Annotated in this window: 14 protein-coding genes; 12 read left to right on the top strand and 2 right to left on the bottom strand. The window is 66.9% G+C overall.

Annotation, left to right across the window (positions count from 1 at the left end):
• Nucleotides 1-53: 53 nt before the first annotated feature.
• From AAFU51_17440 to AAFU51_17405, 8 genes are all read left to right on the top strand, one after another.
• A complete protein-coding gene (locus AAFU51_17440; protein MEO1573038.1) occupies nt 54-1757 on the top strand; it encodes a sodium:proton antiporter in 1704 nt (567 codons plus the stop codon).
• Between the two features lie 87 nt (nt 1758-1844).
• Nucleotides 1845-2135 (top strand): 4a-hydroxytetrahydrobiopterin dehydratase, encoded by a 291-nt coding sequence (locus tag AAFU51_17435; protein MEO1573037.1) that lies wholly within the window; start codon nt 1845-1847, stop codon nt 2133-2135.
• A 73-nt stretch (nt 2136-2208) separates the two neighbouring features.
• Entirely contained in the window at nt 2209-3708 is a 1500-nt protein-coding gene (locus AAFU51_17430; protein MEO1573036.1) for an NADH-quinone oxidoreductase subunit N, read from the top strand.
• The gene (locus AAFU51_17425) at nt 3705-4442 is read left to right on the top strand and encodes a hypothetical protein (protein ID MEO1573035.1); all 738 of its coding nucleotides are present in this window, start codon (nt 3705-3707) and stop codon (nt 4440-4442) included. The genes AAFU51_17430 and AAFU51_17425 overlap by 4 nt, the downstream gene beginning before the upstream one ends.
• Nucleotides 4443-4557: 115 nt before the next feature.
• Nucleotides 4558-4818 carry a type II toxin-antitoxin system ParD family antitoxin gene (locus AAFU51_17420; protein MEO1573034.1) on the top strand — a complete coding sequence of 87 codons (261 nt, stop codon included), beginning with the start codon at nt 4558-4560 and terminating at the stop codon, nt 4816-4818.
• Nucleotides 4815-5120 (top strand): type II toxin-antitoxin system RelE/ParE family toxin, encoded by a 306-nt coding sequence (locus AAFU51_17415; protein MEO1573033.1) that lies wholly within the window; start codon nt 4815-4817, stop codon nt 5118-5120. The genes AAFU51_17420 and AAFU51_17415 overlap by 4 nt, the downstream gene beginning before the upstream one ends.
• A gap of 8 nt (nt 5121-5128) precedes the next feature.
• Entirely contained in the window at nt 5129-5725 is a 597-nt protein-coding gene (locus AAFU51_17410; protein ID MEO1573032.1) for a hypothetical protein, read from the top strand.
• 86 nt (nt 5726-5811) lie between these two features.
• Nucleotides 5812-7038, top strand: coding sequence for an aspartate aminotransferase family protein (locus tag AAFU51_17405; protein MEO1573031.1), 1227 nt, complete (start codon nt 5812-5814; stop codon nt 7036-7038).
• A 167-nt stretch (nt 7039-7205) separates the two neighbouring features.
• Here AAFU51_17405 and glgX read toward each other — a convergent pair whose 3' ends face one another.
• Nucleotides 7206-9446 (bottom strand): glycogen debranching protein GlgX, encoded by a 2241-nt coding sequence (gene glgX, locus AAFU51_17400; GenBank protein ID MEO1573030.1) that lies wholly within the window; start codon nt 9444-9446, stop codon nt 7206-7208.
• Between the two features lie 317 nt (nt 9447-9763).
• Here glgX and AAFU51_17395 point away from each other — a divergent pair, with 317 nt between their 5' ends.
• The 4 genes from AAFU51_17395 to ccsA all read left to right on the top strand — a co-directional run bounded on the left by AAFU51_17395 (nt 9764) and on the right by ccsA (nt 19247).
• Nucleotides 9764-11827 carry an alpha-1,4-glucan--maltose-1-phosphate maltosyltransferase gene (locus tag AAFU51_17395; protein ID MEO1573029.1) on the top strand — a complete coding sequence of 688 codons (2064 nt, stop codon included), beginning with the start codon at nt 9764-9766 and terminating at the stop codon, nt 11825-11827.
• Nucleotides 11828-12046: 219 nt separating this feature from the next.
• Nucleotides 12047-15454 carry a maltose alpha-D-glucosyltransferase gene (treS, locus tag AAFU51_17390; protein MEO1573028.1) on the top strand — a complete coding sequence of 1136 codons (3408 nt, stop codon included), beginning with the start codon at nt 12047-12049 and terminating at the stop codon, nt 15452-15454.
• 176 nt (nt 15455-15630) lie between these two features.
• Nucleotides 15631-16473 carry a RimK-like protein gene (locus AAFU51_17385; GenBank protein MEO1573027.1) on the top strand — a complete coding sequence of 281 codons (843 nt, stop codon included), beginning with the start codon at nt 15631-15633 and terminating at the stop codon, nt 16471-16473.
• Between the two features lie 242 nt (nt 16474-16715).
• Nucleotides 16716-19247 carry a cytochrome c biogenesis protein CcsA gene (gene ccsA, locus AAFU51_17380; protein MEO1573026.1) on the top strand — a complete coding sequence of 844 codons (2532 nt, stop codon included), beginning with the start codon at nt 16716-16718 and terminating at the stop codon, nt 19245-19247.
• A gap of 887 nt (nt 19248-20134) precedes the next feature.
• Here ccsA and AAFU51_17375 read toward each other — a convergent pair.
• Nucleotides 20135-21321: metal ABC transporter permease (locus AAFU51_17375; GenBank protein MEO1573025.1), on the bottom strand; the 1187-nt coding region annotated here is incomplete at its 5' end.

The following is a 21321-nucleotide window of genomic DNA, read 5'->3' as shown; positions in this document are numbered from 1 at the left end:
CTCGGCTAGATTGGACCGCCGCCCGCTCCCCCACCGACCTCGCCCCCTGACCTATGCGCGCCGCTCCCCTGTCCCCCGCCGCCGCGTTCGTGCGCGCCTGCCTCGTGCTTGCGGTGCTCGGTCTCGGGTCAGCCGACATGGCCCATGCGCAGGCCGTCGACAGCGCACAGGTGGAGCAGACCGACGCAGACACGACGCATGCAGACACGACGCACGCGGAGAATGACCACGCAGACGACCACGGTGAAGGCGACGACGACCACGGCGAGGCAGGCGCACACGGGGACGACCATGGCGGCGGTCACGGGCACGGTCCGCCCCCGCCGCTCTGGCTCTGCATCCCGTTTGCGGTGCTGCTCCTGCTGATCGCCACCGGACCGATCTTCTTCCCGCACCACTGGCACCACCACTACCCGAAGTACGCCGTCGCGCTGGGCACGCTCGTGATGGCCTACTTCCTGGTCCAGGGCGACTCGCTGCCGCTCATCCACGCGGCGGAGGAGTACTTCTCCTTCATCGCGCTCCTGGCGAGCCTCTTCATCGCCTCGGGCGGCATCCTCATCAAGACCGACTTCGCGGGCACGCCGAAGGCCAACGCTGGGCTGCTCTTCGTCGGTGCGGTGATCTCGAACGTGATCGGCACCACGGGCGCCTCGATGCTGCTCATCCGGCCCTACATGCGCCTCAACAAGGGCCGCATCAAGCCGTACCACATCATCTTCTTCATCTTCATCGTCTCCAACGTGGGCGGCGCGCTCACGCCCATCGGGGACCCGCCGCTCTTCCTCGGCTTCCTGCGCGGCGTGCCCTTCTTCTGGACGGTGACGCAGATCTGGTACGTCTGGCTGCCCACCATCCTCATTCTACTGGCCGTCTTCTATGCATTCGACGTGCGCAACAAGACGCACGCGGAGCGCGAGGACCACATGGAGGACGCCGACCAGCCCACGCAAGCTGGCGTTGAGGCGGCGGGCTTCGATGTGCCGGGCACGGCGAAGATCCGGATCCAGGGCACGAAGAACTTCGCGTGGCTCGCCGTCGTGATCGCGTCGGTCTTCATCGACCCGAACATCATCCCGGCGATGCAGGGCACGGTCCTCGACCTCAGCGGGACGTTCCACTTCCCGTTCGGCATCCGCGAGGTGATCATGTTCGGCGTGTGCTACCTCGCCTACGCGACCGCCGACAAGGACGCGCTCCAGGGCAACGACTTCAACTTCGAGCCGATCCGCGAGGTCGCCTGGCTCTTCGTCGGCATCTTCGCCACGATGCAGCCCGCGCTGACGCTCATCGGCGAGTGGGCGCGCGACAACGCTGAGGCCATCGGCGTGACGACGTTCTACTTCGGCACCGGCATTCTCTCGGGCGTGCTCGACAACGCGCCGACCTACGTGAGCTTCCTCTCCGCCGCGATGGGCAAGTTCGGCTTCGACGTGAACCAGACCGCCGACGTGATGGCCTTCGCCGCAGGTGGCGACCTGGAAACCGCGTTCTACCTCCAGGCGATCTCGGTTGCAGCGGTGTTCTTCGGCGCGCTCACCTACATCGGCAACGGCCCCAACTTCATGGTGAAGGCCATCGCCGAGTCGAGCGGCGTCGAGTGCCCGTCGTTCGGCGGCTACATGATCCGCTACTCGATCCCGATCCTGCTCCCGATCTATGCCGTCGTTTGGCTCGTCTTCTTCAGCGGCTACCTCCTCCCGACGCCCGCCGAGGTCGCCGACGCCACCGCTGCGCTGTTTGGGGTGCTCCCCTGATTGAGTATCAAGTGACAAGGTGCAAGTGGCAAGGAGTCCGCTCGCACTTGCCACTTGCCACTTGTCACCTGCTACTTGCCACGTCCCATGCCCGCTCCGCTCTCCGACCTTGAGATCAACGCCGCGCTGGACCAGCTTCCGGGCTGGACGCGCGACGGCGACGCGCTCCTGCGGCGGCTGGAGTTCTCCGACTTCCGCGCGGCCGTGTCGTTCATCGTGCGCATGGCGTTCTATGCTGAGCAGCACAACCACCACCCCGACCTCCGCAACGTCTACAACCGCATCGAGCTGCGCCTGACCACGCACGACGCGGGCAACCGCATCACCGAGCGCGACGTGAAGCTCGCCAAGGCCATCGAACGCTTCGTGTGGGTCTAACGACGTATGCAGGTATGGACGTGTACACGTATGAACGTCCACACCTTCACACGTCCACACTTTCATACCTCTGATGTACGATTCCCTCTTTTCTGACTCGCTGGCCGTGCTGCCGGTGTGGGTGCTCGGGCTGACGGCGCTCGCGCTGGTGCTGATCGACGCGTTTCGGCCGAACGCGGCGAACGCAACCGACGCCGGGCCGCTCGTGCCGTGGCTGACGGTGGCGGCACTGGCCGTGGCGCTCGGCATCGAAGCGCTACGCATGAGCGGCGATGCGGTGGGCGTCTTTGCCGATCACCTCCGCGTAGGCGGCTACGCGGCATTCGCCAATGCCGTTGTGCTCCTCGGCGCGCTCGCGAGCACGGTGCTCTCGATCCCCTACCTCCGCCGCACGGGCCACAGCCTCGCCGAGGTCTACGTGCTCATCCTGATTGCCTCCATCGGCATGATGACACTCGCCGGGTCGGGCAGCCTCGTGACGGCGTTCGTCGGGCTGGAGACGATGTCGGTGTGCCTCTACGTGCTCACGGGCCTCGTCCGCGAGCGCGAGCGCGGGCCGGAGAGCGCGCTCAAGTACTTCCTCCTCGGCGCATTCTCGACGGGCTTTTTCCTCTACGGCATCGCGCTGATGTACGGCGCGACGGGCACGATGATGCTCGCCGCGATGCCGGAGGCGCTCGCCGAGACGGGCAACGTCGGCCTGTTCGTGGGCGGCGTGGCGCTGCTGCTCGTCGGTTTCCTCTTCAAGGTCTCAGCCGTGCCGTTCCACATGTGGACGCCGGACGTCTACCAGGGCGCACCCACAACGCTGACCGCGTTCATGTCCACGGCCTCAAAGACGGCCGCCTTTGCCGCGCTGATCGTGGTGCTGTGGCAGGCGATCCCGGCAGGCACCAACGCGACGCTCGTGCTGGCCGTCGTCTCCGCGCTCACGATGGTCGGCGGCAACGTGCTCGCGCTCAACCAGACGAACGTGAAGCGCATGCTCGCCTACTCGTCGGTGGCGCACGCAGGCTACATCCTCGCGGGACTGGTCGCCGCCAACGCGACGGGCTACGGCGGCGCGCTCTACTACCTCCTCGCCTACACCGTGATGAACCTCGGCGCGTTCGGCGTACTGGCCGCGCTGGAGCATGACGACGCCCACGGCGCCGTCCAGTCGCTCGACGACCTTAAGGGGGCGGGCTTCCGCCGCCCGCTCCTTGGCGCGACGATGGGCGTGTTCATGTTCGGCCTGACCGGCTTCCCGCCGCTGGCCGGGTTCATCGGGAAGTACCAAGTCTTCGCGGGCGTCGTGGAGGCCAACATGGCGTGGCTCGCCGTGATCGGCGTGCTCGCGAGCGCGGCGTCGGCGTTCTACTACCTCCGTGTGGTCGGCGTCCTCTATGCGCGTTCCGACAAGGACACCGCCATCGCGCCGGGCGTCCCGCTCGCGGCTCCGCCCGTGCTCACCGCTGTCGTGCTCATCGCGTGTGCCGTCGCGCTGCTCGGCCTCGGCCTGCTCCCCGGCGGCGTCCTCGAAGCCACCCGCGCGTTCTTCGACGGCGGCGCGGCGATGGCGGTTGCGCCGTGAGCGACCACAAGTCCGATGAACGTCGTAGATGGGAAGAGCAGTTCGTACACGATTGGGCCACAAAGCGGTGGGACAAAGAGCGAGGGCGAAGTCAAACCGCTATCGATAGCGGCAATCATGTCTGGCTCGTCCAAGCCTCCGTCGAGGAGACAGCTGCGGCTCTCGCTAAGCATGCACACGAATGGAGGCGAGAGGTTCTCGGAAGTGAGGTAGTGTTAGCCGAGGACCTATGCTTCGTGGTGGGCATGAGGGGGCACACATGGACCTCCGTCCACAAGCTGACCTACACCGGCTTTTGGTTTGAGTGGCTGAGCATGTTACCCACAGCGCGGGAGTTCTCCACAGCCATAGACGCAGATGTGATTGCCTTCGACATAGCTGGGACTGGGCTGGAGTACAGCTGGTGTAGGAAGGGCGAAGCCCTCGAAGAGTTGAGTTGGGACCACGTCAAGGGGACGTTCCGATTTAGCTCAACTACTCGCTCGGCTCCGTCTATCGAGGGTGTTCACCACTCCACTCTTCTGGACGATTTCTTGAAGGCCAGAGACGCCTGCGACATCGGTTTGAAAGGACCCTACTTCTGGGACAATCGTCCGACGAAGCCCGGCCAGACGGTTCTTCTAGAGAATCCTGGTTTTGGGCTGTACGTTCAGGGACGGGTTGTACGTAGCGTCCCAGACTTTGAGCGCGTGGACTATCTCACATTCGACCGAGAGCCCTCAGCCGATAGCTGACACCCATGCAATCTCTCGTCCGCGAGTACCTCCCCCGCGCGCCGCAGCATGGAACCTAGCCCCGGTAGCAAAGATTGACATTTCTCGCTAGCCATAGGAAAGCTCAGGATCTGCTATGAACGTATCGCTCACGCCGCAACTAGAGGCATTCATCAAGACCCGCGTGGAAACGGGGCTCTACGCCTCGGCGAGCGAGGTCGTGCGCGAGGCTCTGCGGCTGCTCGAAGCGCAGGACCGGCACCGCGAGGCCAAGTTGAGCGATCTGCGTGAAGAGATCCAGCGCGGCATCGATAGCGGACCACCGCGCGACTTCGACCCGGACGCCTTTCTGGCTCGGATGCACGCGAAGCAGGAGGCAGCTTCGGAAGGGGCATGACCCCGCGTGTCCAGTTCCGCCAAGCTGCCGAGGACGATCTCGAAGCTATCTGGAACTATGTGGTCCAGTCGGCAGGCCGCGACAAGGCTGATACGCTCGTCCGTAGCCTCTATGACACGACGGTGCTGCTTGCCGAGCAACCCCTGATGGGGCGTGCGCGTGAGGATCTTCGCCGCGACCTCCGCAGCTTTGTCGTACGCCCCTACGTGATCTACTATGAAGCCCTGGACGAGCGTGCCGGTATCGCTGTCGTGCGCATCATGCGAGGCGAGCGCGATGTGACTCCTTTCTACTTTCGCTAATCACGCCAATGAACGCTCTCGTCCGCGAGTACCTCCCTCACGCGCCACAGCACGGGCTCTACGTCGCGCCGGAGATTCCGCGCGGGAAGCTCCAGGGTGCGCTCGGCGACTACGCGAAGGGCGTTCACCCCAACGACGTGCTCGCGCTCTACGACGCCACGCGCCTCGGCTCGGCCAAGGACGGCGTCGTCTTCCTCGCCGACCGCCTCGTCTACCAGAACCACGACTTCCAGCCGCCGCTCACCATCCACTACCGCGACGTGGTGCGCGTGCAGGAGAAGAAGCAGTTCCTCGGCGGCCGCAAGCTCGACGTGGACGTGAACCGCGGCCGCGCCACCGTCACCGACACGCTCGACTTCTCGGCGCACCCCGAGGCAACGGAGTACGTGTCGCGCTTCCTCCAACAGGTGCTCATCGCCGAGGTAGACGCGATGCTGGAGCAGGACGCCGCCTCGCCGGAGGCAGTCGCTCCGCCGGAGGCCGCCACTTCACCCGATCCAGGCACGGACCTCGTCGCCGTGCGCGCGGCGCTCGACAAGCTGCACGGCCTCGGCCGCCTCACCGCCGCCGACCGCGACCGGATGCTCGACGCGCTCGTCGGGTAGCGTGGTTGGCCCCGGTCCGAACTCACTAACCGGATACGCATTGTGACGGGGATCCATGCTGCCCGTTCACCGACTGCCACCTCGCTATGACTCCCGACCCGCACCCTGCCGCTCTCGACGCTTCCCTCGACACCGCTTCCTTCAACACCGCGACCTTCGACCCGCTTGCGCTGGAGGACGCCGTCACGCTGCCGACCTACAGCAAGCCGCCCGTCGCGCTAGTGCGCGGGGACGGCATCGACGTGTGGGACCACGCGGGGCGGCACTACCTCGACTTCTACGGCGGGCACTGCGTGGCGCTGCTCGGCCACTGCCCGCCGCGCGTCACCGAGGCTATTCAGCAGCAGGCTGAGACGCTGCTCTTCTACTCGAACGCCGTCTACAGCCCCATCCGCGCCGAAGCCGCTGAGAAGCTCGTTGCGCTCGCACCGGACGGGCTTGGGCGCGTCTTCTTCTGCAACTCCGGCACCGAGGCCAACGAGGCGGCGCTCAAGCTCGCGCGGGCGTTCACGGGCAAGCAGCACGTTATCGCTACGAAAGGCGGCTTTCACGGGCGCACGCTCGGCAGCCTCGCCACGACGTGGGGCGACAAGTACCACGCGCCCTACCGCAGCGTGCTCCCCGAGACGCGGTTCGTGCCGTTTGGCTGGGAAGGCGCCGTCGCGGAGGCGCTGGAGGCGGGCGATGTGGCGGCGGTGATTCTGGAGCCGATCCAGAGCATGGCGGGCGTCTTCGAGGCCCCATCGGGGTACTACCAGGCACTTCGCCGCCTCTGCGACGAGCATGACGCACTGCTCATCTTCGACGAGGTGCAAACGGGCGTCGGGCGCACAGGCACGTTCTCGTACGGTGAGCACGTCGGCGTCACGCCCGACCTCATCACGCTCGCCAAGAGCCTCGGCGCAGGCGTGCCTGTTGGGGCGACGCTCGTCCACGACCGCATCGCGGCGACGGTGAAGCCGGGCGACCAAGGGACGACGTTTGGCGGCGGGATGCTCGCGATGGCCGCCGTCGCCGCCACGCTCGACGCGCTCACCGAGGACGGCCTGATGCCGCGCGCCGTGCAGCTCTTCGGCACGATCAAGACCGCACTTGCATCGCTCGATGGCGTAGTCGATGTGCGAGGCCGCGGCGCGCTCCTCGGCGTCGAACTCGACCGGCCTGCGGGACCCGTCCGGGACGCGCTGCGGGACGCTGGTATTCTCGTCGGGACCTCGGGGCACGCGCATTCGCTGCGCCTGATGCCGCCCCTCACGACGCCGTTCGAGGCCGTCGACTCGCTCGCTGAGGCGCTGGCTGAGGCGCTCTCCTAGCGCGTGTGGACAATCGGTCTGATCGGCGCTCATGGCCTCCGTTCGGCCTCCGCTGCGTTCCACTCGTCCCCCGATCCTACAGGATCGCGCTCCTCGTGCGCCTTTCGGAGACGCAAACGGCGTCTCGTGAGCACCTGACCCGATCAATGTCCACACGCCCTAGCGCGCTACCGCTTCTGCCCGACCAGGTCGAGAACCAGCGGAGACCGGGCTGTGCTGGACCCCGGTGGGGCGACGACAGCGCTAAGCACCGTGAGCACGCGCGGGTTGAGCGTGAACGTAGCGCCAGGCGCGTAGGTCGGGCGCTTCAGGCCATCCTCGAAGGGGTGCATCACCTCCCAACGGATGCAGTCGAGGCCGCTCGCGTCCGGGAGGACGAAGTCGACGTCCATGCCATCGTCGCCGGAGTTGAAGGCGATGAAGAACGTCGCGTCGTCGATGGCGCCGCCGCCGTCGGCGATGCCGCGGATGCGATCGCCGCGCAGCAGCATCCCGAAGGCCGGGAGCCCAATCGTGTTCCAGTCGTTGCCGGTCATCTCGCGGCCGTCGGCGTGCCACCAGGAGGCGTCGCGGACGCCGTCGTCGTCGACGCGGCCGGTGAGGAAGTGGCGGCGGCGGAAGTTGGGGTGCGCCTTGCGGAAGGCGATCGCCTGCTGGGTGAACGCGAGGAACGCCTCGCGGCGCTCGTCGAGGTCCCAGTCGTACCAGTTGATCTCGTTGTCCTGGCAGTAGGCGTTGTTGTTGCCCTGCTGCGTGCGGCTGAGCTCGTCACCGCCGAGGATCATCGGGATGCCCTGCGAGAGCAGGAGCGTCGCCATGAGGCTGCGCTTCATCGTCTCGCGCTTGGCGAGGATCTCCGGGTCGTCGGTCGCGCCCTCCACACCGAAGTTGACGGAGTGGTTGGGCTCGTGGCCGTCGCGGTTGCCTTCCATGTTTGCCTCGTTGTGCTTGCGCGTGTACGAGACGAGGTCTTCCATCGTGAAGCCGTCGTGCGCCGTGACGAAGTTGACCGACGCGAACGGGCGGCGTCCGGAGCGCTCGTAGAGGTCCGACGAGCCAGCAAAGCGCGTGGCAAACTCGCCGTTCTGGCCCTTGTCGCCCTTCCAAAACTGGCGGATGGCGTCGCGGTACTTGCCGTTCCACTCGGCCCATTGCCACGGGAAGCCGCCGACCTGGTAGCCGCCCGGCCCCACGTCCCACGGCTCGGCGATGAGCTTGACCTGGCTGAGCACCGGGTCTTGCTGGATGACCTTGAAGAAGCTGCCCAGCATGTTCACGTCGTAGAGCTCGCGTGCCAGCGCCGAGGCGAGGTCGAAGCGAAAGCCATCGACGTGCATCTCCGTCACCCAGTAGCGGAGGCTGTCCATGATGAGTTGGAGGACGTACGGGTTGCCGGCGTCGAGCGTGTTGCCCGTGCCGGTGTAGTCCATCAGGTAGCGGCGGTCGTCGGGGTGCTCCTTGTAGTACGCCAGGTTGTCGATGCCCCGAAACGAGAGCGTCGGCCCGAGGCGGCTGCCCTCGCCGGTGTGGTTGTAGACGACATCGAGGAGCACCTCGAAGCCCGCGTCGTGGAGGGCGCGGACCATCATCTTGAAGTCGCGCACGGCCGTGATGGGGCCGTTGGTCGAATAGCCGGGGTCGGGCGCGAAGAAGTTGAGGGTGTTGTAGCCCCAGTAGTTGCGCAGGTTGAGGTCCGCGAGCCGCCGGTCCTGCACGATGGCGTGGACGGGGAGGAGTTGGATCGACGTGACGCCGAGTTTCTTCAGGTGGTCGAGGACGGGATCCGAGGCGAGACCGAGGTAGGTGCCGCGCAGCGCCTCGGGCACGTCCGGGTGCAGCATCGAGATGCCCTTGACGTGCGTCTCGTAGATGATGGTGTCCTCCCAGGGGATGTGCGGCGCGCGGTCGCGGCCCCACTCGAAGCGCTCCTCCACGACGGCCCCGAGCGGTGCGTAGAGGGCACTGTCGCGCTCGTCGTACGAGAGGTCGGAGTCGGGCGCGCCGACGGTGTAGCCGAAGAGGCTGTCGTCCCAGCGCAGCGGCCGACCGATGGCTTTGGCGTAGGGGTCGAGGAGGACCTTGTTCGGGTTGAAGCGGTGGCCGTCCTGCGGGCGGTAGGGGCCGTGGACGCGGTAGCCGTAGAGTTGCCCCGGGCGCAGGTTCTGGATGTAGCCGTGCCAGATGGGCCCCGTCTTCTCGGGGAGGTCCTTCACAACGGCCGGCTCCACGTCGTTGGGGTCGTCGAAGAGCAGCAGTTCGACGCGCTCGGCGTGCTGGCTGTAGAGCGCGAAGTTGACGCCGAGGCCGTCCCAGGTCGCGCCCATGGGGTAGGGCTCGCCGCGCTTGACTTTGAGCACCGTGCCGGTCGCCTGGGGCGGCCGCACCGTGGGGGGAGAGAACAGCGACATGGGTGGGGGGTGGGCGTGCCGCGCAGAGGTGAGGAGCTTCGCGGCGTTTGCTGGAGGGGCTATGGAAGCATGACGACGGGGATGGTCATCAAGTGCTATGCTTAGGGGGTGGGCGTGCGTGCTTTGCTTTCGTCTCGCCTCGGGCGAACCCTGATGCAGCGCAAGTCATTCAACGCTCAACTCCTTGCTGATATCGGCGTCTGCCTGCTCGTCTCAATAGGCTCGGGTCGTCTTTGTTGGACAGCCCGGCCTTTTATTTCACTACAGCGGGGGTTTCATTCACACGGCCTCTTGCTCAATAAACGTTCAATTCGTCCATGCCTGCAACCACCCCTTCGACCTCGGCCTCATCTTCAAGTTCCTCCACCGGCGCTACCACGGACCTGCTGGCTCTCCCTAAACGCTGGAGCCGGGCCGTCATCGTGTCGGTGTCGCCTGAAATTGACGGCGGCCGCTGGCCCATTCAACGCGCGGAGGGCGAGGCGGTAAACGTCCACGCAGGCGTCATCACGGACGGCCACGACAAGCTCGGCGTCGAGTTGCAATATGGCCCCGTCGACGGCAAGGTGCAGACCACCCCGATGGTGCTGGAGACCTTCCCCAACGGCAAGCACAACGACGACTTCTACGGGGCGTTCACCTGCGACCGCCTCGGCCGGTGGCGCTACCGCGTCGTCGCGTGGATGAACCGCTTTGCGACGTGGCAGGACCAGTTCCGCCGCCGCGTGGAGGGCGGCGCACCGCGGCAGGAGGTCGAGATGGAACTGCTCGACGGCAGCACGATCCTGAAGAAGGCCGCCAAGAACGCGTTGGGGACCGACAAGAAGACGCTCACGGCGCTCGCCAACGCGCTGGCCGACGGCGACCTCGACGCGGCGCTGAGCGCGGAGACGGCGCGGCTGGCCTACGAGAACGACCCGCGCGAGGGCCTCGTGGCGTCGCAATGGTTGCAGGTGCGCGTCGGGCCGGTGCTGGAGCGCTTCGGCGCGTGGTACGAGTTCTTCCCCCGCTCCGCTGGCGACGACCCCAACCGTCACGCCACCCTCGACGACGCGGCCAATCGGCTGCCGCGTATCAAGGAGATGGGCTACGACATCGTCTACCTCCCGCCCATCCACCCGATCGGCGTCGAGTTCCGCAAGGGCAAGGACAACAACCCCGTCGCGGCACACGGCGAGCCGGGCAGCCCGTGGGCCATTGGCGGTGCCCTGTATAACGATGGCGGCGGCGACGGCACGAAGGGCGGTCACAAGGCGGTGCACCCCGAGTTGGGCGGCATGGAGGCGTTCGAGCGCTTCGTCGCGAAGGCCGATGAGGTCGGCCTGAAGGTCGCGCTCGACGTCGCCTTCCAGACCTCGCCGGACCACCCGTACGTGGAAGACCACCCAACGTGGTTCCAGCACCGCGCCGACGGCACGATCCGCTACGCTGAGAACCCGCCGAAGAAGTACCAGGACGTCTACCCGCTCGACTTTGAGACCGACGACGCGCCCGCGCTCTGGAACGAGCTCAAGAGCGTGTTCGAGTTCTGGATCGAGCGCGGCGTGACGGTCTTCCGCGTGGACAACCCGCACACGAAGCCGTTCGCTTTCTGGGCGTGGTGCCTCGCCGACCTCCGCGACCGCTTCCCGGAGACGATCTACCTCGCCGAGGCCTTCAGCCGCCCGAAGGTGATGTACACGCTCGCCAAGCTGGGCTACAACAACTCGTACACCTACTTCTCCTGGCGCAGCGACAAGCAGGGCCTCCAGGACTACTGCCGCGAACTGTTCCAGACGGAGGTCGGCGAGTACTACCGCCCCAACTTCTGGCCCAACACGCCGGACATCCTCACAGACGAGCTCCGCGACGGCGGCCGGCCGACGCACATCGCCCGCTTCGTGCTCGCGGCGACGCTCTCCAGCGCCTACGGCATCTACGGCCCGCCCTACGAGCACGTCTACAACCACCAGCACGAGAAGCGCGAGGAGTACCGCGACAACGAGAAGTACGAGGTGCGCGCCTGGAACTGGCACGACCCGACGAGCCTCCAGCCGATCATGCAGCGCGTGAACGAGATCCGCCACGCGCACCCGGCGCTGCAGCGGATGCGCAACCTGCGCTTCCACGAGACGGACAACCCGCAGCTGATCGCCTACAGCAAGCAGGCCCGCCGCGAGGACGGCTCGATGGACACGATTCTTTGCGTCGTCAACCTCGACCCGCACCACGTGCAGGCGGGTTGGGTCAACCTCCCGCTCTGGGAGCTCGGCATCGACGAGCACCAGCCCTACGGCGTCACCGACCTCCTCGGCGGCGAGCGCTACGAGTGGCGCGGCACCCACAACTTTGTCGCGCTCGACCCGCATGTGCTACCGGCGCACGTGTTTGTGGTCGGGTAGCGCCTCGCTTGTTTCAGGCTTGTCATCCTGAGCGAGCGAAGCGAGTCGAAGGATCTGCGGGCCAACTTCCAGGTCATGACCGGGTCTGCTGAGGTAGACCTAGATCCTTCGACTTCGGCCGATGGCCTTCGCTCAGGATGACACGCTTTGAACTTTGAGGCTGGCCGCTCCGACTTAGTCGTCTCCCCCCCCTCTCGTCTCCGACTCATCTCCCCCTCGATGTCCGACTTTCTCACCGACCCCCTCTGGTACAAAGACGCCGTCATCTACGAGCTCCACGTCCGCTCCTTCTTCGACGCCAACAACGACGGCTACGGCGACTTCGCGGGGCTGCGCGCGAAGCTGCCCTACCTCGAACGCCTCGGCGTGAACACGCTCTGGCTGCTACCCTTCCTCGACAGCCCGCTCAAGGACGACGGCTACGACACCGCTGACTACTATAAAGTCCTCCCCGTCCACGGCGACCTCGACGACTTCAAGGCGTTCCTCTACGAAGCGCACGAGCGCGGCATGCGCGTCATCACCGAACTCGTGCTCAACCACACCTCGGACCAGCATCCGTGGTTTCAGGAGGCCCGCGACCCCGACTCCGACAAGCACGACTGGTACGTCTGGAGCGACACCGACGATAAGTACGACCAGGTCCGCATCATCTTCACCGACACGGAGGTGAGCAACTGGTCGTGGGACCAGCAGGCGCAGCGCTACTACTGGCACCGCTTCTTCAGCCACCAGCCCGACCTCAACTACGACAACCCGGAGGTCCGGGAGACGATGAAGGAGGTCATGTTCTTCTGGCTCGACATGGGCATCGACGGGCTGCGGCTCGACGCGGTGCCCTACCTCTTCGAGCGCGAGGGCACCAACTGCGAGAACCTCCCCGAGACCATCGACTACATCGTCGAACTGCGGCAGGCGATCGAGGAGCGCTATGGGCCGGGCAAGGTGCTCCTCGCCGAAGCCAACCAGTGGCCTGAGGACACGCTGCCCTACTTCGCCGACGGCGAGGGCGTGCAGATGGCGTTCAACTTCCCCATCATGCCGCGCATGTACATGGCGCTACGCCGCGCCGACCGCCGACCCCTCGTGGAGATGCTAACGCTCACCGAGGACATCCCCGAAGACACGCAGTGGGCCGTCTTCCTCCGCAACCACGACGAGCTCACGCTCGAGATGGTGACCGACGAGGAGCGCGACTACATGAACAACGCCTACGCCTCGGACCCGCGCTTCCGCATCAACGTCGGCATCCGGCGACGGCTCGCCCCGCTGCTCGACGGCGAGCGGCGGCAGATCGAGCTGATGAACGCGCTCCTGCTCTCGCTCAAAGGCTCGCCGATCCTCTACTACGGCGACGAGATCGGCATGGGCGACGACCCGTTCCTCGGCGACCGCAACGGCGTCCGCACCCCGATGCAGTGGGCCCCCGACAAGAACGGCGGCTTCAGCCGCGCGGCCCAGCACCGCCTCTTCATGCCGTCCATCGACCGCGGGCGGTACTCGTACGAGTTCGTCAATGTCGAGGACGCCGAGTCGGACGCGCACTCGCTGCTACACTTCATGCGGCGGCTGATCGGCTTCCGCAACCAGCACGCCCAGGTCTTCGGCCGCGGCTCGATGGAGGTCCTCGACCCGGAGAACCCCGCGGTGCTGGCGTTCGTCCGCGCCCATACAGACGAACAGGGCGAGGGCACCAAGATTCTCGTCGTCGCGAACCTGTCGGGGCAGATGCAGTCGTGCCACCTGCCCGTCCGGGACGACTTGCAGGGCCTCGTCCCGGTCGAGATGGGTAGCCAGGCCGCGCTACCGCCGCTCGGCGACACGCCCTACCACCTCCCGCTCGGGCCGCATGGCTTCTTCTGGTTCACCCTCGAACCCGCCGAGGCGCTCACCGCACGCGAGTTGGCACGCCCCAAGTCGGGCGAGACGCCGTCGGAGCGGCCCGCCGAGAGCGACCTCCCGCCGCCGCCGTCGTTACAGGTGCGCGAGGGCGTACAAAACCTCCTCGTTCCGACGCTCGCCGACCCGAAGGCGCGGGCCGACTTCGAGCGGATGCTGCCGTCCTTCATCCGCCGCCAGCGGTGGTTTGGCGCCAAAGACTGCGCCATCCTCGACGTGCGCATCGCCGACGCGGTGCGCATCGTGCGCGACCCGTGGCCGGTCTACCTCTCGATCCTCGACGTGACGCTCAAGCCCGCCGACGGTCCGGAGCGGCAGGACACCTACCTCCTCCCGCTCACCGTGCGCCCTGAGGATGCTGACGGGGAGGACGGCGTGCAGACGCTGCTGCTCGAACGCCCGCACGCGGCGCTCACGTGGCTCGACCTTCCCGACACGCGCGTGCTTCTGTATGACGCGGCCGTCGGCCCCGATTTCTGGCTGGCGCTCTTCCGCTGGTGGACGAGCGGTACCAAAGGCCGCTCGCTGCGCGGCACCTACGTCGGCGACGCGGCTGAGTCGGTGCGCCGCCACACGCCGAAGGTGGCCCGGCCGCTCGCCGGTGAGCAGTCCAACTCCGCGGCTATCCTCGACGGGCAGTACTTCGTCAAGCTCTACCGCCGCCTCGAACAGGGCGTCAGCCCCGAGGTCGAGCTCCTCGACCATCTCACCGGGTCGAGCTTCCCGTACGTCCCCGCGCTCCTCGGCACGATCACGTTCACCGAGCGCGGCCAGGACGTGTCGATGGGCGTGATCCAGCAGGCGCTCCCCGTCGATTCCGACGGCTGGACGTTCGCCACCGACCTCGTTGAGCGCTTCCTCGGCCGCATCGAGGGCCGCGTGCTGCCCGCCGAACCGAGCCACGACGCGTGGAGCCGAGAGCCCGCCGACCTCCCGCCGTGGCTCGAAACCGACGCGCCGGAGATGATGCAGTTGGCCCGCACGCTCGGCATCCGCACCGCCGAGATGCACCAGGCGCTCGCCACCGGCACCTCGGAGTCCACCCGCCCAGAGCCGGGCATCCCTGAAGGTGTCCAGGGCCTCATCGATCGGGTGAAAGCCGAGATGCAGATCACCCGTACGATGCTCGCCGAGCAGGCCGCGAGCATCGCCAACACGCTGCCGTTCGAGCTCCCCTCGGACGACGACTGGGCGCGTCTGGCCGGCCGCCTCGACCGCCTCATGGAGGTGGAGACGACGCGCGAGAAGATCCGCATCCACGGCGACTACCACCTCGGCCAGACGCTCATCGCCGACGGCGACCTCTACGTGCTCGACTTCGAGGGCGAACCGGCCCGCTCCCTCGACGAGCGGCGTGCGCGCGACTATGCCGTGCGCGACGTGGCCGGGATGCTGCGCTCGCTGGAGTACGCCGCCTACGCCACCCTCGGCGAGCGCATGGGAGACGACGACCTCCGCGCGTGGACCGACCGCCTGGTCCGCTGGTGCGAGGCGCTCTTCCGCGACGCCTACCACGCCGTCGCCGAGGACGACAACTTCGCGCAGCCGCCGTCCGCCCGCGAGCCGATGCTGTGGGCCTATCTCCTCGACAAGACGCTCTACGAGGTGCGCTACGAACTCGGCAGCCGCCCGCACTGGGCGTGGATCCCGCTGCGTGGCCTGCGCCGGCTTCTCCAGGCCGAGCCGCCCCGCACCGTGTCCGACGCGCCTGCGACGGCCGACGCGTGAGCACGGCCCTGCTCCCCCGTCCTGCGTCGTCTCCGTTCTTGCGAACTCTGCTCCTAGGACTGTCCCCTCGTCCCCGAGGGGGATAGCTTGCGCACCGTTGCCGGTGTGCAAGCGGGGGGAGCCGGACCAGCAGCGCGGTCGATAAGCGCAGCTGCACATCTGCAAACCGACTCCGCATGAGTGCATCCCTTGACCCGCCGAACGCCGAGCGCTTCCTCGTCGCTGCGCTGCGCGAGGAAGCGGCCCGGCGCGGCATCGCCTGCACGACGTTCTCGGCGGACTGGATCGTCCGGCTGAGCCGAGGCAACCGGCACGCGACGGTGATGGGCTACCACTTCCCGCTCAACAGCGCTCCCGCAGCGATGCTCGCGGGCGACAAGGCCGCCGCCGCCGAAGCGATGGCGCACGCTGACGTCCCGTACGTCGAGCATCGCCTGTTCCTGCGCCCCGCGCTCGCCAGCTACGTCGGCAGCGGCGGTAACTGGGCAACGATGCTCACCTATGCGCAGGAGCACGACGGGCACCTCGTCGTGAAGCCCAACGAAGGCACGGGCGGGCAGCACGTGTTGCGCGTCCAGTCGGCGTTGGAACTGGAAGCGGCGGTCCACGACCTGTTCGCGCACCACCGCGCGCTCGCGCTCAGCCCGTACCTCGCCATCGACCGCGAGGTGCGCCTCATCATGCTCGACGGGACGTGTCGGCTCGCCTACGAGAAAGTCCGCGCCGACCACGATCCAGATAACGCCGAGTGGCGGCACAACCTCGGCCTGGGCGCAACGCCGCACCTGGTCGATCCGCCTCCGGCTGCGCTGATCGATCACGCCCACACCGCGATGCGCGCGCTGGAGCTACGGTTTGCCTCCGTCGATCTCGTGGAGGTGAGCGGCACGTGGCGTGTGCTCGAAGTCAACGCAGGCGTGATGATGGAGGCGTTCGCGCGGCAGTCGGCGGCCAACGCCACCCGCGCCTCGGCGATCTACGGGGCTGCGCTGGACGCCGTGTTTAGCAACAAGGCGTAGGCAGCCTACAACGTCGCGCTGCTCCGTCAAGCCGGCGTGAAACAGGACGAAAACTGGGGCCTTTTGCGAGGTATCCCGTTGGGCGGACGCAAGACCGGAACTATCATTTTCAGTCTCGTTTGAAAATCCCCCTTTGAGTGCGGCGGTGTCGCGGTGAGGCGGTGTAGCGGTGAAACTGCTACGCGGCCCCCGGACAGAGTCACCGTCGCACCGCTGCACTCCCTCACCGCTGCACCCCCCAGATGCTTGGACTGATCGGCGAACTCGCGCTCTTCGTCGCCTTTGCGGCGGCCATCGCCTCCGGCGTGGCCTACGTGCTGGCCTCCCGCGACCGGCTCACGCCCACCGAGGCGCTGCAGTATAAACGCCTCGGGCGCGGCGGCTGGCTCGCCTCGCTCGGCGCGACCGTCGGGGCGTCGGTGATCCTGTGGACGCTGCTGCTGACGGAGCAGTACCAGTACCACTACGTCTACAGCCAGACGTCGTCGGCGATGCCGTTCCGGTATCAGTTCTCGGCGTTCTGGGCGGGCCAGGAAGGCTCGTTCATGCTGTGGATTCTCATGACTGGGGCCGTCGGCGCGAGTGTGCTGTGGTGGTCGACGCGGCGCGCAGGAATTACAGCGGCGAGCGTCAAGGCGCGCGAAACGTTCGAAGCACCCGTCATGGCCGTGTGCGCGCTGTGCCTCGGCTTCCTCCTCTCGATGGTGATCGGGCTCAAGATCGGCGGCATCCAGATCGGCGCGTCGCCCTTCATCACGCTCGCGGAGAAGTTTCCCGACGCGCCCATCGTGCAGCAGGCAGGCTACGTCCCGCAGGACGGCCAGGGCCTCAACGATCTCCTCCAGAACCCCTGGATGACGATCCACCCGCCGACGCTCTTCGTCGGGTTCACGATGATGATGGTGCCGTTCGCGTTCGCCGTGGCGGGGCTGTGGAAGCGGCAGTACACCCAGTGGGTGAAGCCAGCGCTCCCTTGGACGCTCGTCGGTCTCGGCGTGCTCGGCCTCGGCATCATGATGGGCGGCTACTGGGCCTACATCACGCTCTCCTTCGGCGGCTGGTGGGCGTGGGACCCCGTCGAGAACTCATCGCTCGTGCCGTGGCTCATCGGCGTGGCGGCGCTCCACGCGATGCTCGTGCAGAAGAAGACCTCGGGCGGCCACAAGGCGGCGCTGCTCCTGACGGTCGCGGCGTTCGCGTTCGTGATCTACTCGACGTTCCTCACCCGCTCCGGCATCCTCGGCGACGTGTCCGTGCACTCGTTCGTCGACCTCGGGCTCTACAACCAGCTCCTGCTCTTCATCCTGAGCATCATCGGCCTCGGCTTCGGGCTCTTCTTCTATCGCTACCGCGACCTGCCGAAGCCTGCCGCGCCGCCCGCGACGCTCAGCCGCGAGTCGTTCATCTTCATGGGGGCGCTCACGCTCGCGCTCACCGGGCTCGTCATCATCCTCGGCACGAGCGCGCCGATCTTCGGGCGCATCTTCCGCGACAACCCGGCGGCCGTAGACGTGGCGTTCTACAACGAATGGACGCTCCCGCTCGGCATCGTGATGGCGCTCCTCGCGGGGCTCGGCCAGCTGCTCTGGTGGACGAAGATGTCGGTCGAGAACGTCAACCGCATCCTCCTCAGGCCGCTCGCGCTCACGGCGGTATCGACCGCCGTCGCGGCCCCCTTCATCGCGCGTGGCCTGGCGACGCCGCAGGCCCCGATCGCCGATGCGAGTGTTGAGGGCGGCGCCATCGAGGCGAGCCTACTCGGCGCTGGGTTCGCGGGCTTCTGGGACGTCTACGGCGTGAGCCTGCTCGTGCTGCTGCTCGCGTTCGCAGCGTTCTTCGCGTTCTGGGGCAACAGCCTCGTGCTCTGGCGCATCGGGCGCGGCAACCTCAAGCTCGCAGGCGGCTCGCTCACCCACGTCGGCTTCGCGCTCGTACTGATGGGCATCCTCACCTCGTCATTCTTCAACAGCCCGCTCACCGACGGCCAGGGCGCATCCGTCGGCGGCGACCGCGACAACTTCATCGTCGAAAAGGGCCAGACGAAGGCCGTCGAAGGCTACGCGTTCACCTACACTGGCGAAGGCTACAACGACGAGGGCAAGCCCGTCTATATCCTCGACGTGACGACGCCTTCGGGCCGCCAGTTCGAGGCACGTAACGTGGTCTACCAGGACTCGCGCGACCAGACGATCCAGAGCCCGCACGTCGACAAGACGCTCATGCAGGACCTCTATATCGCGGTCTATCCGTCGTTCATGTTCGGCCCGACCGAGGAGGAGCAGAACGGCGAGATCATGCTTCAGCGCGGCGAGACGCGCAGCCTCGGCAACCGGGAGTATTCGCTCCGCTTCGTCGACTACGAGCTCGACATCGACGAGGCCGTCGTCGACATCGACCCGGTGACCGTGGACCTCGCGGTGGCAGCGCGGCTGGAGTTGACCAACCGGGCGACCGGCGAGACACGCACGCTACGGCCGGTCTACGTGATCACCAACGAGAACGAACAGCAGTTCATCCAGAACCGCGTCCTCGACTGGGGCATCACGGTAACGTTCACTGGCATGGAGGTCAACCAGGGCGCGATCAAGCTCGGCGTCGAGGGCGTCTCCATTCAGCCCGAGGAGTGGATGGTGGTGCAGGCCTACGAGAAGCCGTTCATCAGCATCCTATGGCTCGGCACGCTGATCCTGCTGGCGGGCTTCACGCTGGCCTCGGTGCGCCGCTTCGGCGAGCAGCGCAGCCGGAAACGAGACGTGAAGACCGAGGCGGCCTAGGGCGTGTGGACAATCGGTCTGATCGGCGCTCATGGCCTCCGTTCGGCCTCCGCTGCGTTCCACTCGTCCCCCGATCCTACAGGATCGCGCTCCTCGTGCGCCTTTCGGAGACGCAAACGGCGTCTCGTGAGCACCTGACCCGATCAATGTCCACACGCCCTAGTCCCCAAGAAAGCGCCGACGCGGCGGGTAGCTGCGTCGGCGCGAGGGGGTGCCAAACGAGACAGGCCCCCTCGGAAGGACGTGTGGCGTTGAGCGGGGATGTGCAGACGAGGGGCAGACGAGAAGTGCGCAGCGGAGAAGTGCCACCGAGTAGGGATAGGATCAGCACCCGCCAGCGCAGAGAGGCAGAGACGCGCCGCCGAGGACTGATGCCGGGCGGCGTGGGCTACCTCAGCGCCTAAGGGTAGGAACTTCGACCTGCTCTCACAATCGGGGCGCACATGTCTTTTGGCCCAGGCGATCCCTGAGACCGCAACCCTACTCTGCCGCCAAACTACCTGATCCTGCTACCCCAAAACGGCGACGCCCGGCGGCCTCGATTCCGTCGGGCGTTGCCGTGTCCGAGTGGTGCGTGGACGGAAGAGCGCCCGGGGAAGAGCAGAGAAGACGTGCTCACGAGGAGAGCAGCGCGGAATGATAGCGCCTGGAGGGACCAGTTCCTACCACGGCCTTTCGTCTCCGCTAAATGGTAACCCGGTCTCTGCAGAATGGTAACAGTGCGTGCTGCGTGCTGCGTGCTGCGTGCTGCGTGCTGCGTGCTGCGTGCTGCGTGCTGCGTGCTGCGTGAAAGCAAGCCCATCTTTGCCTCTGGAACAAAACTGTTCTTCGTCTTCCCACCTTGCCCTCCCCCTCCCTCACCCTTCTCACTTCCAACCTCTTCCTTCCTAGCGCACCATCGCGGTCTGGGCGTAGCGCCGGCCGGCGTCGGTGAGCGCGAGAAGGTCGTCGTCGCGGCGCCGGATGAGGTCTTCGCGCTGCGCCCGGGCGACGATGCGTTCGGCGCGGCGGGGGTCCCAGCGGAGGTGCTCTCGAAGGTGGCCCACGCGGCACTCGCGGTCGGCCTCAGGCAGGCCCTCGTGGTGCAGGAGGTGGATGGCGAGCATCCGCTGCGCAAATTCGGCACGCTGCCGCCCCTGCCGCCGTCGCTGCGCCACGAGACCCCGGTCTGGCGCGAACACATAGACAAGCGCGAACACGACGCCCACCATCGTCGCCATCGCGCCCGCGATCGAGGCGTCGAGGACGCGCGCGAGCCAGTAGCCAGAGAGCGCCGACGCGATGCCGAGCACCACGGCCAGGCTGAGGAGCACGGGCAGACGGTCCGTGAGCAACCAGGCCGCCGCCGGGGGTCCAACCATCAGCGCCACAACGAGGATCGAGCCGACCACGTCGAACGCGCCCACGGCCGTCACCGAGACGAGCGTCATGAGCGCGTAGTTGAGCAGGCCCGGCGCGAAGCCCAGGACGGCGGCAAGCGCGGGGTCGAAGGTGCTCAGCTTCAGCTCTTTGTAGAACACCCCGACGAACGCCAGGTTGAGCGCGAGCACGAGGGCCATCAGCCACAGCGCCATCGGCCCGAGGTCGACGCCGCCGACGGTAAACCGTTCGATCCAGGAGAACGCCGGGTCGCCGAGGAGCACCGCGTCCGTGTCGAGGTGCACATCATCGGCGAAGCGCGCGATGAGGAGTACGCCGACGGAGAACAGCGCTGGGAAGACCAGCCCAATCGCGGCGTCCTGCTTCACGAGCCGCGTCCGCCCCAGTGCCTCGATGAGCGCCACCGTGAGCACGCCCGTGGCCGCTGCGGCCACGAGCAGCAGCGGCGACGACAGGCTCTCGGTCAGGAAGAACGCCACCACGATGCCTGGCAGGATCGCGTGGCTGATCGCGTCCGAGAGCATCGACGCGCGCCGCAGCACGAGGAAACCCCCGACGAGCGCGCACGCCGCCGCCACGGTCGCGCAGATGAGCTGGATTTCGATCTGGGGCGTCACGGGTCGAGGGTCGAGGGTCGAGGGTCGAGGGTCGAGGGTCGAGGGTCGAGGGTCGAGGGTCGAGGGTCGAGGGTCGA

This window comes from Bacteroidota bacterium, from assembly GCA_039821555.1.
Taxonomy (GTDB): Bacteria; Bacteroidota; Rhodothermia; order Rhodothermales; family Rubricoccaceae; genus JBCBEX01.
This window is presented reverse-complemented; position numbering and strand designations above follow the sequence as displayed.